The organism is Halopelagius longus, assembly GCF_900100875.1.
In the GTDB taxonomy this organism is placed as follows: domain Archaea; phylum Halobacteriota; class Halobacteria; order Halobacteriales; family Haloferacaceae; genus Halopelagius; species Halopelagius longus.
Genome location: NZ_FNKQ01000002.1, coordinates 809,738 through 821,584, shown reverse-complemented (window position 1 = coordinate 821,584; position 11,847 = coordinate 809,738). Strand labels below are relative to the sequence as shown.

Sequence of the window (11,847 nt, the reverse complement as noted above, 5' to 3'; positions counted from 1 at the left end):
GTGGGTAGCGTCAGTCGGCGTCCGAGTGCGACGACGACGCCCCGTCCGTCCCAGAATCCGTCTCTCCGTCGGCGGACTCGACGAGGTGACACGCCGCCCGGCCTCCCGCGGGCGTGCGGCGGAGTTCCGGCGCGTCCGTCTCGCACACCGTCTCGAACGCCTCGGCGAGAGTGTCGCGCGCCGCCGCACCGTCCCCCGCCGCGAGCGTTTCCAGCGCGTTCGAGAGGACGCGTTCGGCCCGGTCGTCCGAGAGTCGGTCCGGGATGTCGAACTCGCGGCGAACCGCCGCGGCCACCGCCTCCGAATCGTCCGCCGGCGTTTCGTCGCCGCCGAGTTCGCGGACGCCGTCCGCGTCGAACTCGGACCGCTCGAGGCGCACGCGGAGGTCCATCACCGCGCGCCACGCCGACGCTTCGACGTCGTACTCGTCGGGCGGAATCACCTCCGGACACCGAGTGTGGAAGCGACACCCGTCGGGCGGGTTCTCCGGACTGGGCACGCCGCCGGTGAGTTCGACGCCGCCGCCGCGTTTCGTCGGGTCGGGCGTCGGAATCGAGGAGAGCAACGCCCGCGTGTAGGGGTGCCGGGGGTTCTCGAACAGTTCGTCCGTCTCCGCGAGTTCGACTATCTCGCCGAGGTACATCACCGCGACTCGGTCGCACACCTCCCGGACCACGGCGAGATCGTGGCTGATGAACAGCATCCCGAGGCCGAACTCGTCCTGTAGGTCGCCCATCAGCGACAGAATCTCGGCCTGAATCGACACGTCCAGCGCGGAGACCGGTTCGTCGGCGACGAGGAGGCTCGGGTTCAACACGAGGGCGCGGGCGAGTGCGAGACGCTGTTTCTGCCCGCCGGAGAACTCGTGGGGGTAGCGGTCCGCGTCGGCGGCGGAGAGTCCGACCCGTTCGAGGAGGTCGGCGACGATTCGCCGCCGTCGCGTCCGGTCGCGCATGCCGTGGATGCGCAACGGTTCGGCCACCGACTCGCCGACGGACATCCGCGGGTCGAAACTGGAGGTGGGGTCCTGAAACACCATCTGCGCCTCCCGACGGAACCGCTTCAGTTCCCGGTCGTCGAACGCCGTGACGTCCCGCCCCTCGAACAGCACTCGCCCGTCGGTCGGTTCGTCGAGGCGGAGGAGCGTCGTCGCCGCGGTGGACTTTCCGCACCCCGACTCGCCGACGAGGCCGACCGTCTCGCCGCGTTCGACGGTGAAGCTGATGCCGTCGACCGCCCGGATTCGGCCGACTTCGCGCTTGAGGATCCCCTCCGTGACGGGGTAGTGTTTGGTGAGGTTCCGAACGTCGAGGAGGGGGGCGTCGTCGCTCACCGCGTCTCACCTCCGCAGTTCACGTCGTTCGCGTCGCCTCTCGTCTCCCCGTCGCCGTTGCTCCCGCGGACGACCGACGGGTCGCCGCCGGGGCCGAAGTGGACGCAGGAGACGCGGTGGCCTCCCTCTCCCTCGCTCTCGCCCTCGCCGACCGGGTTCATCGGCGGTTGGTCGCCCGCGCGACACTCGGCGACGGCGTGGGGACACCGAGGGTGGAATCGGCACCCCGCCGGCGGGTCCGTCGGCGAGGGCGACGACCCGCCGATGGTCGTCGCCCCGTCGCCGCGTCCGGGGAGGCAGTCCAAGAGCGCGCGGGTGTAGGGGTGAGCGGGGTCGTCGAACATCTCGAACACGTCGCCCGCCTCCATGACCTTCCCGGCGTACACGACGACCACGCGGTCCGCGACTTCCGCGACGACCCCGAGGTCGTGCGTGATGAGGAGGATTCCCGTCCCGAACTCCTCTTGCACCCGATCGAGGAGGCGGAGTATCTGCGCTTGGATGGTCACGTCGAGGGCCGTGGTCGGTTCGTCGGCGACGATGAGGTCCGGGTTGGGGGCCAACGCCATCGCCACGACGACTCGCTGTTTCATCCCGCCGGAGAACTCGTGGGGGTAGTCGTCGACGCGCCGCGCCGCGTCCGGGATGCCGACGCGGTCCAACAGGTCGACGGCCCGTTCGCGCGCCGCCGCGTCGCTCACGTCCTCGTGGAGTTGAATCGCCTCCCGAATCTGCCACCCCACGGTGTACACCGGGTTGAGCGCGCTCTGGGGGTTCTGGAAGACGTGTCCCACGCGGCCGCCCCGGAGCGACCGGAGTTCGCGGTCGCTCATCTCCGAGACGTCCCGCCCGTCGAACCGCACCTCGCCGCCGACGATTTCCCCCGGCGGTTCGGAGACGAGTCGCGTGATGGACTCGGCGGCGACCGTCTTGCCCGACCCGCTCTCGCCGACCACGCAGACCGTCTCGCCGCGGTTCACGTCGAAGCTGACGCCGTCCACCGCGCGGACGGTCCCCTCGTCGGTTCGGAAGTGGGTCTTCAGGTCCCGCACGGATAGCAACGGGTCGCTCATCGCTCACCCTCCGTTCGCGGGTCTAACGCGTCCCGCAACGCGTCGCCGACGAAGTTCAAAGCCAGGACGGTGGTAAAGAGGAAGACGCCGGGAACGGTGGACACCCACCACGCCGTGTCGATGTCGCTCCGCCCCGCGGCGATGACCTGCCCCCACGAGGGGACCGTCGGGTCGCCCAGTCCGAGGAAGGAGAACGCCGCCTCGAACAGGATGAAACTCGGCACGAGAAGCGTGGCGTTCGTGACGACGGTGGTGGAGACGTTCGGGACGATGTGCTCGCGGATTATCCACCACTCGTCCGCGCCGGCGTTCTCCGCCGCGCGGACGTACCCCTCCTCACGGCGTTGGAGTGCTTCCGACCGGACGATTCGGGCGGTCGAACCCCAACTCGTGAGGCCGAAGATGACGACGAGCAGAAACAGCGTCCCGCCGTACAGGTACAACAGGAGCAGGTAGAGGAAGAACGTCGGGAACGTCATCTGGATATCGACGTACCGCATCAGAAGTTCGTCCGTGACGCCGCCGGAGTACGCCGCGACGGTGCCGACGGCGGTGCCGACGGCGACGACGAGGAGGGGCGTCACGAGTCCGACGGCGAGGCTCACCCGCATGCCGTAGACGACGCTGGCGAGGATGCCCTTCCCCTGACCGGTCGTCCCGAGGGGGTAGCGCCACGTCCCGCGGCACGCCCCGTCTACCACCGGCCCGACGCAGGCTCCGACGGTCGATTCCGTCGCCGAGAGGAACACCGGGGGCTGGTACTGCGCCAGCACGTTCAGTTCCGGTTTCGCGACGAACGCCGGGCCGACGAGTCCCAGTCCGAAGACGACGGCGAGGTAGGCGGCGCCGACGACGGCCGCGCGGTTCGTCCGGAACTCGCGCCAGTAGCGCCGACTCCGCCGGGGGTTCGAGAGCAGGGGGGCGACGCCGTAGCACGCGACGGCCGACAGCGCAACCAAAAGCAGCCAGTCGAGTTGGCTCGCCTCCCAGACGAACGGCGTCGAGAGCGTCGGGTCGCCGTCGGGGACGAGGGCGAAGTCGTACGCGAACGCCGCCGCGACGGCGGCGACGCAGAGTCCGAAGCCGACCGTCCGCCGGGAGAGGGCGGCGACGCCCGCGCGTTCGAGCGTCTCCCACTCGACGTCCTCGAACCGGCCTTCGGCGTCGGCGTCGGGGACGGCGCTCTCTTTCCCCGTCATCGCCGCTCACCGTAGTCGATTCGAGGGTCCAGCGCCGTGTACGCGATATCCTGACAGAGGTTTCCGACGATGGCGACGAACGTCGGGACGAGAACCGTGCCGAGGACGAGGGCCACGTCCTGTTGCAGTATCGCCCGATAGCTCAACTGCCCAAGCCCCGGGATGCCGAAGACGACTTCCACGAGGTAAGAACTCACGAGGACGATGTTCAAGATATCGCCGACGAGGATGGTCGAGAGGGGGACGAGCGCCGGGCGGAAGACGTGCCGGGTGACGCGGCGCCACCCGCCCGCGCCCTTCGCCTTCGCCGCCTTCACGAACTCCGCGTTGACGTATTCGAGCGCCGTCGCGCGGGAGAACCGCATCTCGCCGGCCAGAGAGGAGAGCGCGACGACGAGCGTCGGTGCGACGAGTTGCCGCGCGTTTTCGAGCGAGAACCACGGCACGTCGGCGCGGAAGTAGACGGGTATCCACCCCAACCACGACCCGAAGACGAGTATCAGGAGAATCCCGAACCAGAAGTCCGGGATGCTGACGCCGAAGAAGGCGAACGACGACGCCGCGTAGTCCCGCAGGGAGTTGCGGTTGACCGCCGAGTAGAGGCCGAGTGCGACGCCGAACACCGTCGCGAACAGCACCGCTGGCGTCGCGTACATCACGGAGTACGGTAACGCCTCCGCGATGGCGGCCGTCACCGGTTGCGAACGCGTCTCCGACCACCCCCAATCGAGCGTGAGCATCCCAACCATGTACTCTCTGTACTGCACCCACAGCGGTCTGTCCCGCCCGCGCGCCGTCTCGTAGGTGTCGCGCGCGTCCTGAAAGTCGCCGCCGGACTGCACCTGTTGGGCGACGTACGCCGACGCCTGCGGGTCGGGCGACGCCGCCATCAGACCGAACGTGAGCGACAGGACGAGAAACGTCGCGACGACTGCCCACGCGAGTCGGCGGGCGACGTACCACTTCATCGGTTCGCTCCGTGAGTCATGGGGGCTAAATTGCAGGTCGTTCGGGGGTGTCGTTCGGACGGGCGGACGCTACCGGTCGGAGCGGTGCCACGTGACTTCGTCCCACTCGTCGAGGTAGCCGTACTCGCCCTTCTCGGGCATGCCGACGTACTCTTTCAGGTACGCGTTCTTGTACGCGTCGAAGTGCAGGAAGTTGGCGGGCTGTTCCGCGTTGAGCGCGCCGAATATCTCGGCGAACGTCTCCGCGCGGGCGGCGTCGTCCGTCTCCCGCCGGGCGTCGGCGTACAGGTCCGCGAGCGGTGCCTCGGGTTCGTACCCGGAGAAGTTGAACTCCCCGTCCGCGTTCCAGATGACGCTCGTCGCGTCCGGGTTGATGGGGTAGGTGTTTATCGTGACGCCGTAGAGGAGGTCCCACGGCCGTTCGGAGGTGGCGTCCGGCCCCGCGTTGAAGCTCGTCGCCCCGTCGCCCGCCTCGTTCAGCATGTACTTACCTTGGAGGGTGTTGAACGGGCCGCCGTTCGTCGGCGCGACGGCGATGCCCACCTTCGAAAGCTCCTGTGCGACGAACTCCGCCGTCGTCCGGTACGCCTCCCGCCCGTCGCGGTAGACGAGCGTGAGTTCGACCTGTTCGCCCCGCCCGTCCACGAGTTCGTCGCCGTCGTACCCGTACTCGGTGTCGGAGAGCGCCTCCGAGAGCATCCGTCTGGCCGTCTCCGTGCCGTACCCCTCGCCGACGCCGAACGGTTCGATTCTGTCCGCGGAGTACCACGGCGACCACTCGGGTTGGAACGTCTGGGCGACGGACGGATAGCCCCGATAGACGTTCTCCGCGACGACTCGCTTCGAGACGGCCGTCGATAGCGCGCGGCGGACGGCCGTCCGTCGGAGCATCTCCCACCCGTTCGAACGCTGGTTGTAGTACACCGAAGAGCAGAGCGGGTTCGGCGGGAAGCGGAACTTCAGGTGCTCCATCTTCCGGTACCGCTCGACTTTCTGGGCGGGGACGTTGTCGTAGAAGGTGAGTTCGCCCTCTCGAAGCGCCGAGAGTCGGGTAGACTCCTCGGGGAGAATGCGGAGTTCGTACCGCTCGAAGTACGGCGCGTCGGCGAATCGCTCGGGGATGTCGCCGGTTCCCGCCACGTCGCGGACGTAGTACTCCTCCGCGCGCGTGGCGACGAACCGGGACTCGCGCTTCCACTCCTCGAAGTCGTAGGGGCCGAGGTTGCCCGTGTACGAGAGGGTGTTGAGTTCCTCGTCGCGTTTCAATCCCTCGGCGTCTCTATCCTCGACGTACCCCTCGATGAGACCCTTCGGGAGGCACCGCCCGCCCCAGAACGCGGTGGAGGCGAGGAACGCGGGTTCCGGCGACGGGAGGGTGACTCTCAGCGTCCGCTTGCCGAGTTTCTCCACGGTGAGGTCCTTCCAGTCTGCGTACTGCACCGCGCCCGCCCAGTTCTCCTTCGTCTCGGATTCGCCCGGCGCCTTCGCCCCGTAGACGTTCTGTGCCGTGTAGACCCAGTCTTCGGCGGTCAGGTCGCCGTAGGGGTCGCTCCAGCGGAGTCCGTCCCGGAGGGTGAACGTCCACTCGCGCTTCTCCGTCTCCGAGTAGGATTCGACCCACAGGGGGACGATTTCGTCCGCGCTTCTGAAGTCGTACGCGGTGTCCATCGTCGCCTCGACGAACTTCGCGGACGCGCCGTCGCTCTGAAAGAGGACGTTGAGCGACTTCGCGTCCGTCGAGAGGGCTTCGCGGTACGTCCCGCCGACGGAACGCCCGGCGGACGCGTCGGGGTCCGTCCCCGTCCCGTCGGGGGCGTCGCCCCCCTCCTCACCGGCGCAACCGGCCAGACTCGCGATGCCGCCGACGCCCAGCATCTTGAGCCAGTGTCTCCGGTTGCTCGTCGCGTCCGCGTTGCCGGGTGGCATAGCACGGCAAAGTGACTATCTCCACAAATACTCTTCGATTAGCAAAACCCGTTAACGGACGGAACAACGGTCCGAAATCCGGTTTCTCGCCGACGGGGCCGCGCGTCGAGACGGCGAGGCGAGTCCCTCAGTCGTCGCCTTCGTCGTCCACGATGACGACTTCGCCGTCCTCGACGCGGACGTTGATGAGCGTCTTGACGTGGTGGTCCGTGTCGTCGAGTTTGTTCGGCCCGGCCTTCTTGATGACGGCGACGGTGTCTACCACGTCCGCGCCGATGCCTTCGAGGGCGTCGAGGACGGCGCACATCGTCCCGCCCGTCGAGAGGACGTCGTCGAGGACGAGCACCCGGTCGCCCTCGGTCACGTCGTTGATGAACATCTCGCTCTCGGAGTAGCCGGTCTCCTGACTGAGTTCGACTTCGCCGGCGAGTCCGTACTGCCGCTTTCGGATGACGACGAGGGGGATGTCGGTCATCAGAGAGACCGCAGTCGAGATGTGGATGCCCATCGCGGCGGGCGTGACTATCTTGTCGACGTCTTCCAGATCGACCTTCCGGATGATCTTGATGACGATTTCGCGGAGGAGTTCGGGTTTGAGCATCGGAACCCCGTCGCTGATGGGGTGGACGAAGTACTCGTAGTCTCCCTTCTCGATTATCGGCGCTTCGAGGAGCGACTGCCGCAACTGGTCCATGTCGTCGGTTCACCGGTTCGGAAATAAAAGGTGGCGGTTCGCCGGTTCCGTACGGGTGCTCCTCACGGTTCGTGGGAGCGTGTGTCTCACCGAGGGCGGTCGAACGGACCGGCCTCGCCTCGACGCGTCCGCCTCAGACGCTCAACAGTCCCATCGCCGTTCTGACGAGGGGTTCCTCGGGTTCGTCGGGACTGACGAACAGGAGCATTCCGCGGCCGCCACAGTACACCTGCAGCAGTTTTCTTCCGTCCACCTCTCGGGTCTTGTACTCGACGCGTTCGTGCGTCGGTCGAAGCCCCGAGAAGAGGCCGTGCTGTACGAAGTCTCGTCGCGTCTCTTCGGCGAGACTCGTGAGGCGACCGATCAGGTCTTCGCGGTCGTCGAACGAGTCCGATAACTCGTCTCCGACGTGAAAGAGGTCGAACGACGTCGCACCGTAGACGGCGACGAGGTCGAGTGACCCTTCCACCGCGTCCCCCAACGACTGGAGGACGACGCCCCTATCCGGACCCGGCCAGTTCGCGCTGTTCATTCGTGCGGGGTTGTGAATCATCTACAACCCTCCGTGTTCCGACGCGGGAGTGTCCCGTCCCCCGAATCCACGTCTGGAACTGTCATGCAACTCCCGATTGTCAGAGTATTATATAAATCCTAAGGTGAGATTTCAAATATAGAAAAAGTGCGGCAGACAGTCACGAATATCGGCGCGAGAGCGCTCGAATCCTCTCTTCGCGTTCTACCCCGAGTAGAATACCGTCGCGGCGTGTGCGAGCGGCGAAACTGCGCGTTCGCGCGCGTACCCCGGTTCGAGGGCCGTTTCAGCCGTCTCCCGAATCTGCGTCCACCGGTTCGGCGCACGTCCCGTCCCCGCCGAGGTGAACCCCGTACTCGCCGTCGTCCAAATCGACGACCGCCCGCCGAAACGACGCCTCGTACACCTTGTAGTGGGCGCCGTCATCCGTGACGAACATCTGCGAGGAGACGAGTCCGTTGTCTATCAGAAGATCGAGACGACGGTAGACCGTCGGCAACGACAGGTCGTGTTCCGTCGCGAGGTCCTTGGCGGACCGCGGCCGTTCGTTCACCGATGCGAGTAGTCGTCTCGCCTCTTCGTCACCCAACGCGTCGAGGATTCCCACGTCCCCGCTCTCCTCACCCATGAGTGTACGGGGAGACGGGGGGCATAAATCAATTTCTCTGACTGTCAAAGAAGAGACTGGTACGCGCGCCGAGCGATGGCAGTTCGCCGAGGTATCGGGCCGGCGTCGCGACTCGGAGGGCGCGGAGACGCCCGCCACCCGCGACGTCGTGTCGCCCGGTAACCGCAAACGAGTTACGCGGGCGTACCCACGCACCGACAAGCGGCGATGTTCGACGACGACGCGTCCGACGACCCGGACAATCCGTACCCGCCCGGAACCGAGGGGCCGAGAGTCGAGATTCCGTCCGTGGAGGCGCCCTCCGTGGACGCGCCGTCTCTGGACTCCGCCGCCGGCGACGCGACCGACTCGGAGCTCGCGTCGCTGTTTCTCTTGCACGTGATTCTGTGGAACGCGGTCCTGTTGCTTCTCAGCCTCGGTGCCATGTTGATATACTTCCGCACGAACTGGGGGACCGGCGGCAAGTTGGTCGCCGCCGGTGTCATGTTGGCGGTGTACGGCGTCTACCGTCTTCCCGACGGAGAGTCCGAGTGAACGACCGCCGAACGCGTCGATTCGAGGCGGTGCGCGGCGACTCTCGGCCCCGACGCGGCGGACGCGTTCGACGGACGACGGAGGAGCGTCGAACGGGGCGTACATCGCTTTAAAACGGCAGATATCGGTTCTCCGGAGTCTCACCGAATAGCGGAAAACGTTTTGCTCGGCCTCGGTAACCTCAACGTAATCATGAGGAGAGAGGACGACCGAAGAGTGGCGGTACCGAGGGGGGGTGGGGGCGGCTGATGTCCGACGCCAGTCCCCGAATCCTCGTTCCGGCCGGCGAGTCGATGACGTTCCGCAACACCGTCGCCTACGCCGTCCGCGAGGCTCGTTCCGTCGCGGAGGAGACCGGGGAGCAGGCGACCGTTCACTTCGTCTACCCGGCGCGCTGGCAACTCATCGACCAAGAGGAGCCGTCGGCCGCGAGAGCCGAGGAGCTCCTCGACCGCGCCCGCGTGTGGGCCGAGACGGACCTCGACTACGACGAGGACGGCCGACCGGACGAGGACGTGCCCGTCCTCGTCGAGACGGCCGTCGTCGGGCAGGACCGCTACCTGTTCAGCCCCGGCGACTTCGCGGACGTACTCGTCGAGTACGCTCACGAGAACGGCCTCGACCGCGTCATCGTCGACCCCGAGTACCAACCGGGCGGGAGCGCGCCGATGCTTCAGCCGTTCGAGACCGAACTCGCGCGGACCGACCTCGCCGTCGAAGAGGCGCCGGTCGAACGCCGGACCCGGCGCGGACGGCTTCTCGCACGCGCATCGCTGTCGAAGGCCGCCGCCACGTTCGGCGCGGCGTACGTCTTCTACCTCCTCGTCGGGGGGACGTTCGCGTCGTTCGACCTCCTGACGGGGGCGCTGACGGCCGCCCTCGCCGCCCTGTTCTTCTCTCGCGTCGCGCTCGTGGAGTCGCCGACGCTCCGCAAGACGCCGGTGAGACTGGCTCGAGCGTGCCTCTACGTTCCGTACCTGTTGTGGGAGATAGCGAAGGCGAACCTGTCGGTCGCGTACCTCATCCTCCACCCGAGTCTCCCCATCGACCCCGGGATGTCCCGCTTCCGGGCGGCCGTCTCGGGGGACCTCCCGGTGACGACGCTGGCCAACAGCATCACCCTCACGCCGGGGACGCTCACCGTGGACGTCGGCCGCGACGGTCTCCTCGTCCACTCGCTCGACGCCGGGTCCCGAGACGACCTCGCGGAGGGGGCGTTAGAGCGCGCCGTGCGCTTCCTCTTCTACGGGCGAGGCGCCGCGCGCATCCCGACGCCGACGGAGCGCGGAAGCATCGCAGACGAGGACGAACGGGGTGAGTCGTCCGACTGATGGTGCAGTCTCTCCCGGTCGACGCCGTGTTGCTCGGCGTCGCCGCCGCCTTCGTCGCGCTGGCGTTGGTGCTTCTGTACCGCGTGGTTCGCGGCCCGACGATGCAGGACCGCGTCATCGCGGTCAACGCCATCGGCACGAACACGGTGGTCGTGTTGGCCCTCGTCGCCGCCGCGCTCGACCGACCCGGCTACCTCGACATCGCGCTCGTCTACGCGCTGTTGAACTTCCTGATGAGCATCGCCATCTCGAAGTTCACCGTCGAACGCGGGGGTGTCATCTGAGATGGCGCTCGTCGATTACGCCGTCGTGGCCTTCGTCGCCGCGGGGCTGTTCTTCGGGTTCGTCGCCGCGGTGGGCATCATCCGACTGCCCGACCTCTACACCCGCGCGCACGCGACATCGAAGAGCGACACGCTCGGGTCGATGCTCACCCTCGGCGGAGTCGCGCTCGTCTTCGGAGCCGACTTCACCGCGGTCAAGACCGTGTTCCTGCTGCTTTTCATGTTCATCACGAACCCGACGGCCGCCCACGCCATCGCTCGGGCGGCCCACGACCAAGGTATCGAACCGTGGACGCCCGAGGAGGGGGAGAACTGACCGTGCAACTCCCTATCTACGCCGCGTTGCTCACGTTCGTCGTCGCCGCCGCGCTCGCGGCGACGTTCCTCCGCGACGTGCTCGGGGCCATCATCGTCTTCGCCGGATTCAGCCTCGGCGTCGCCATCGTCTGGGCGCTCCTGAGCGCGCCGGACGTGGCGCTGACCGAAGCCGCGGTCGGCGCGGGCGTGACGACGGTGCTTTTCCTCCTCACCATCGCGCGGACGGTTCGACCCGGCGGCGACAGGCTCTTCGAGCGCATCGGATGGCGCTCGGCGGCCCTCGTCACCGCGCTGATGGCCGTCCTGTTCAGTACGGTCGGTTCGCTCCCGCGCATCGGCGACCCCGAGTCGCCGGTCGCCACCTCCGAAATCACGGCGTACTACCTCGAAAACGCCTACCCCGAAACCGGGGTCGAGAACGTCGTCACGGCGGTGTTGGCGGCCTACCGCGGGTTCGACACCCTCGGCGAGGCGACGGTCGTCATCGCCGCGGGCGTCGCCGTTCTCGTCGTGCTTCGACAGGAGGCGTTCGTATGAGCGACGCAGAGCTACAACGCGGAACGTACGTCGAGAGTACAGTCATCATGACCACCGTCCGCGTCATCGTCCCGTTCGTCTTCACGTTCGGGCTGTACGTCATGTTCCACGGCGCGGAGTCGGCGGGCGGCGGGTTCCAAGGCGGCGCGATAGTCGCGTCGGGAATCCTCATGCTCGCGTTCGCGTTCGGCATCGAACCGACTCGCGGGTGGCTCAGCGACGGGTTCATGCGGTCCATCGTCGCGGGCGGCGGCGGCGCGTTCGCCCTCATCGGCATCGGCGCCGTCGTCTCCGGCGGCGCGTTCCTCGATTACGCCGCCTACGAAATCCACCACGGCGTCAAGTACGGCATCGAACTGGTGGAACTCGGCATCGGAGCCGTCGTCTCGGGCGTCATCGTGGCGCTGTTCTTGAGCCTCGCGGCGGGGTTCGACGCCTCCGGGTTCGACGACGAGGCCGCCGAAACCGACGGGGGTGAGGAGGCGTGAGC

At 67.3% G+C, this 11,847-nt stretch carries 14 protein-coding genes; 6 read left to right on the top strand and 8 right to left on the bottom strand.

Annotated elements, in window-relative coordinates; genetic code table 11:
• Window positions 1-10: 10 nt before the first annotated feature.
• From BLS11_RS09915 to BLS11_RS09880, 8 genes are all read right to left on the bottom strand, one after another.
• Complete coding sequence (locus BLS11_RS09915; RefSeq protein WP_092536722.1) at window positions 11-1,333, bottom strand: ABC transporter ATP-binding protein; 1,323 nt, start codon at window positions 1,331-1,333, stop codon at window positions 11-13.
• Window positions 1,330-2,406, bottom strand: a complete 1,077-nt coding sequence (locus tag BLS11_RS09910; protein WP_092536719.1) for an ABC transporter ATP-binding protein — start codon at window positions 2,404-2,406, stop codon at window positions 1,330-1,332. Before BLS11_RS09910 ends, BLS11_RS09915 begins: the two co-directional genes overlap by 4 nt.
• Complete coding sequence (locus BLS11_RS09905; RefSeq protein WP_092536716.1) at window positions 2,403-3,605, bottom strand: ABC transporter permease; 1,203 nt, start codon at window positions 3,603-3,605, stop codon at window positions 2,403-2,405. The genes BLS11_RS09910 and BLS11_RS09905 overlap by 4 nt, the downstream gene beginning before the upstream one ends.
• Window positions 3,602-4,573, bottom strand: coding sequence for an ABC transporter permease (locus tag BLS11_RS09900; RefSeq protein ID WP_092536713.1), 972 nt, complete (start codon window positions 4,571-4,573; stop codon window positions 3,602-3,604). Before BLS11_RS09900 ends, BLS11_RS09905 begins: the two co-directional genes overlap by 4 nt.
• A 69-nt stretch (window positions 4,574-4,642) precedes the next feature.
• Complete coding sequence (locus BLS11_RS09895; RefSeq protein ID WP_092536710.1) at window positions 4,643-6,499, bottom strand: ABC transporter substrate-binding protein; 1,857 nt, start codon at window positions 6,497-6,499, stop codon at window positions 4,643-4,645.
• 127 nt (window positions 6,500-6,626) lie between these two features.
• Window positions 6,627-7,193, bottom strand: coding sequence for a hypoxanthine/guanine phosphoribosyltransferase (hpt, locus tag BLS11_RS09890; RefSeq protein WP_092536706.1), 567 nt, complete (start codon window positions 7,191-7,193; stop codon window positions 6,627-6,629).
• A gap of 133 nt (window positions 7,194-7,326) precedes the next feature.
• Window positions 7,327-7,725, bottom strand: a complete 399-nt coding sequence (locus tag BLS11_RS09885; protein ID WP_092536703.1) for a hypothetical protein — start codon at window positions 7,723-7,725, stop codon at window positions 7,327-7,329.
• A 286-nt stretch (window positions 7,726-8,011) separates the two neighbouring features.
• Window positions 8,012-8,353, bottom strand: coding sequence for an ArsR/SmtB family transcription factor (locus tag BLS11_RS09880; RefSeq protein ID WP_092536700.1), 342 nt, complete (start codon window positions 8,351-8,353; stop codon window positions 8,012-8,014).
• 207 nt (window positions 8,354-8,560) lie between these two features.
• On the opposite strand from BLS11_RS09880, the gene BLS11_RS09875 reads away from it, so the two are divergent.
• The 6 genes from BLS11_RS09875 (at window position 8,561) to BLS11_RS09850 (ending at window position 11,845) form a co-directional block, all read left to right on the top strand.
• Complete coding sequence (locus tag BLS11_RS09875) at window positions 8,561-8,887, top strand: DUF7322 domain-containing protein (RefSeq protein ID WP_092536697.1); 327 nt, start codon at window positions 8,561-8,563, stop codon at window positions 8,885-8,887.
• A gap of 248 nt (window positions 8,888-9,135) precedes the next feature.
• Window positions 9,136-10,218 (top strand): monovalent cation/H+ antiporter subunit E, encoded by a 1,083-nt coding sequence (locus BLS11_RS09870; protein WP_092536694.1) that lies wholly within the window; start codon window positions 9,136-9,138, stop codon window positions 10,216-10,218.
• A complete protein-coding gene (locus tag BLS11_RS09865) occupies window positions 10,218-10,502 on the top strand; it encodes a cation:proton antiporter (RefSeq protein WP_092536691.1) in 285 nt (94 codons plus the stop codon). Before BLS11_RS09870 ends, BLS11_RS09865 begins: the two co-directional genes overlap by 1 nt.
• Before the next feature lies 1 nt (window position 10,503).
• Window positions 10,504-10,818 (top strand): monovalent cation/H(+) antiporter subunit G, encoded by a 315-nt coding sequence (gene mnhG / locus BLS11_RS09860; protein ID WP_092536688.1) that lies wholly within the window; start codon window positions 10,504-10,506, stop codon window positions 10,816-10,818.
• The gene (locus tag BLS11_RS09855; RefSeq protein ID WP_092537254.1) at window positions 10,815-11,357 is read left to right on the top strand and encodes a DUF4040 domain-containing protein; all 543 of its coding nucleotides are present in this window, start codon (window positions 10,815-10,817) and stop codon (window positions 11,355-11,357) included. The genes mnhG and BLS11_RS09855 overlap by 4 nt, the downstream gene beginning before the upstream one ends.
• Window positions 11,354-11,845 carry an MnhB domain-containing protein gene (locus BLS11_RS09850; RefSeq protein ID WP_092536685.1) on the top strand — a complete coding sequence of 164 codons (492 nt, stop codon included), beginning with the start codon at window positions 11,354-11,356 and terminating at the stop codon, window positions 11,843-11,845. Before BLS11_RS09855 ends, BLS11_RS09850 begins: the two co-directional genes overlap by 4 nt.
• The last annotated feature ends 2 nt before the right edge of the window (window positions 11,846-11,847 follow it).

Excerpts from the sequence above, each read along its gene's own strand:
- hpt (WP_092536706.1), bottom strand. The coding sequence starts at position 7,193 with ATGGACCAGTTGCGGCAGTCGCTCCTCGAAGCGCCGATAATCGAGAAG.
- BLS11_RS09910 (WP_092536719.1), bottom strand. The coding sequence starts at position 2,406 with ATGAGCGACCCGTTGCTATCCGTGCGGGACCTGAAGACCCACTTCCGA.
- BLS11_RS09895 (WP_092536710.1), bottom strand. The coding sequence starts at position 6,499 with ATGCCACCCGGCAACGCGGACGCGACGAGCAACCGGAGACACTGGCTC.
- BLS11_RS09885 (WP_092536703.1), bottom strand. The coding sequence starts at position 7,725 with ATGAACAGCGCGAACTGGCCGGGTCCGGATAGGGGCGTCGTCCTCCAG.
- BLS11_RS09905 (WP_092536716.1), bottom strand. The coding sequence starts at position 3,605 with ATGACGGGGAAAGAGAGCGCCGTCCCCGACGCCGACGCCGAAGGCCGG.
- BLS11_RS09870 (WP_092536694.1), top strand. The coding sequence starts at position 9,136 with ATGTCCGACGCCAGTCCCCGAATCCTCGTTCCGGCCGGCGAGTCGATG.
- BLS11_RS09865 (WP_092536691.1), top strand. The coding sequence starts at position 10,218 with ATGGTGCAGTCTCTCCCGGTCGACGCCGTGTTGCTCGGCGTCGCCGCC.
- BLS11_RS09900 (WP_092536713.1), bottom strand. The coding sequence starts at position 4,573 with ATGAAGTGGTACGTCGCCCGCCGACTCGCGTGGGCAGTCGTCGCGACG.
- BLS11_RS09875 (WP_092536697.1), top strand. The coding sequence starts at position 8,561 with ATGTTCGACGACGACGCGTCCGACGACCCGGACAATCCGTACCCGCCC.
- BLS11_RS09850 (WP_092536685.1), top strand. The coding sequence starts at position 11,354 with ATGAGCGACGCAGAGCTACAACGCGGAACGTACGTCGAGAGTACAGTC.
- mnhG (WP_092536688.1), top strand. The coding sequence starts at position 10,504 with ATGGCGCTCGTCGATTACGCCGTCGTGGCCTTCGTCGCCGCGGGGCTG.
- BLS11_RS09880 (WP_092536700.1), bottom strand. The coding sequence starts at position 8,353 with ATGGGTGAGGAGAGCGGGGACGTGGGAATCCTCGACGCGTTGGGTGAC.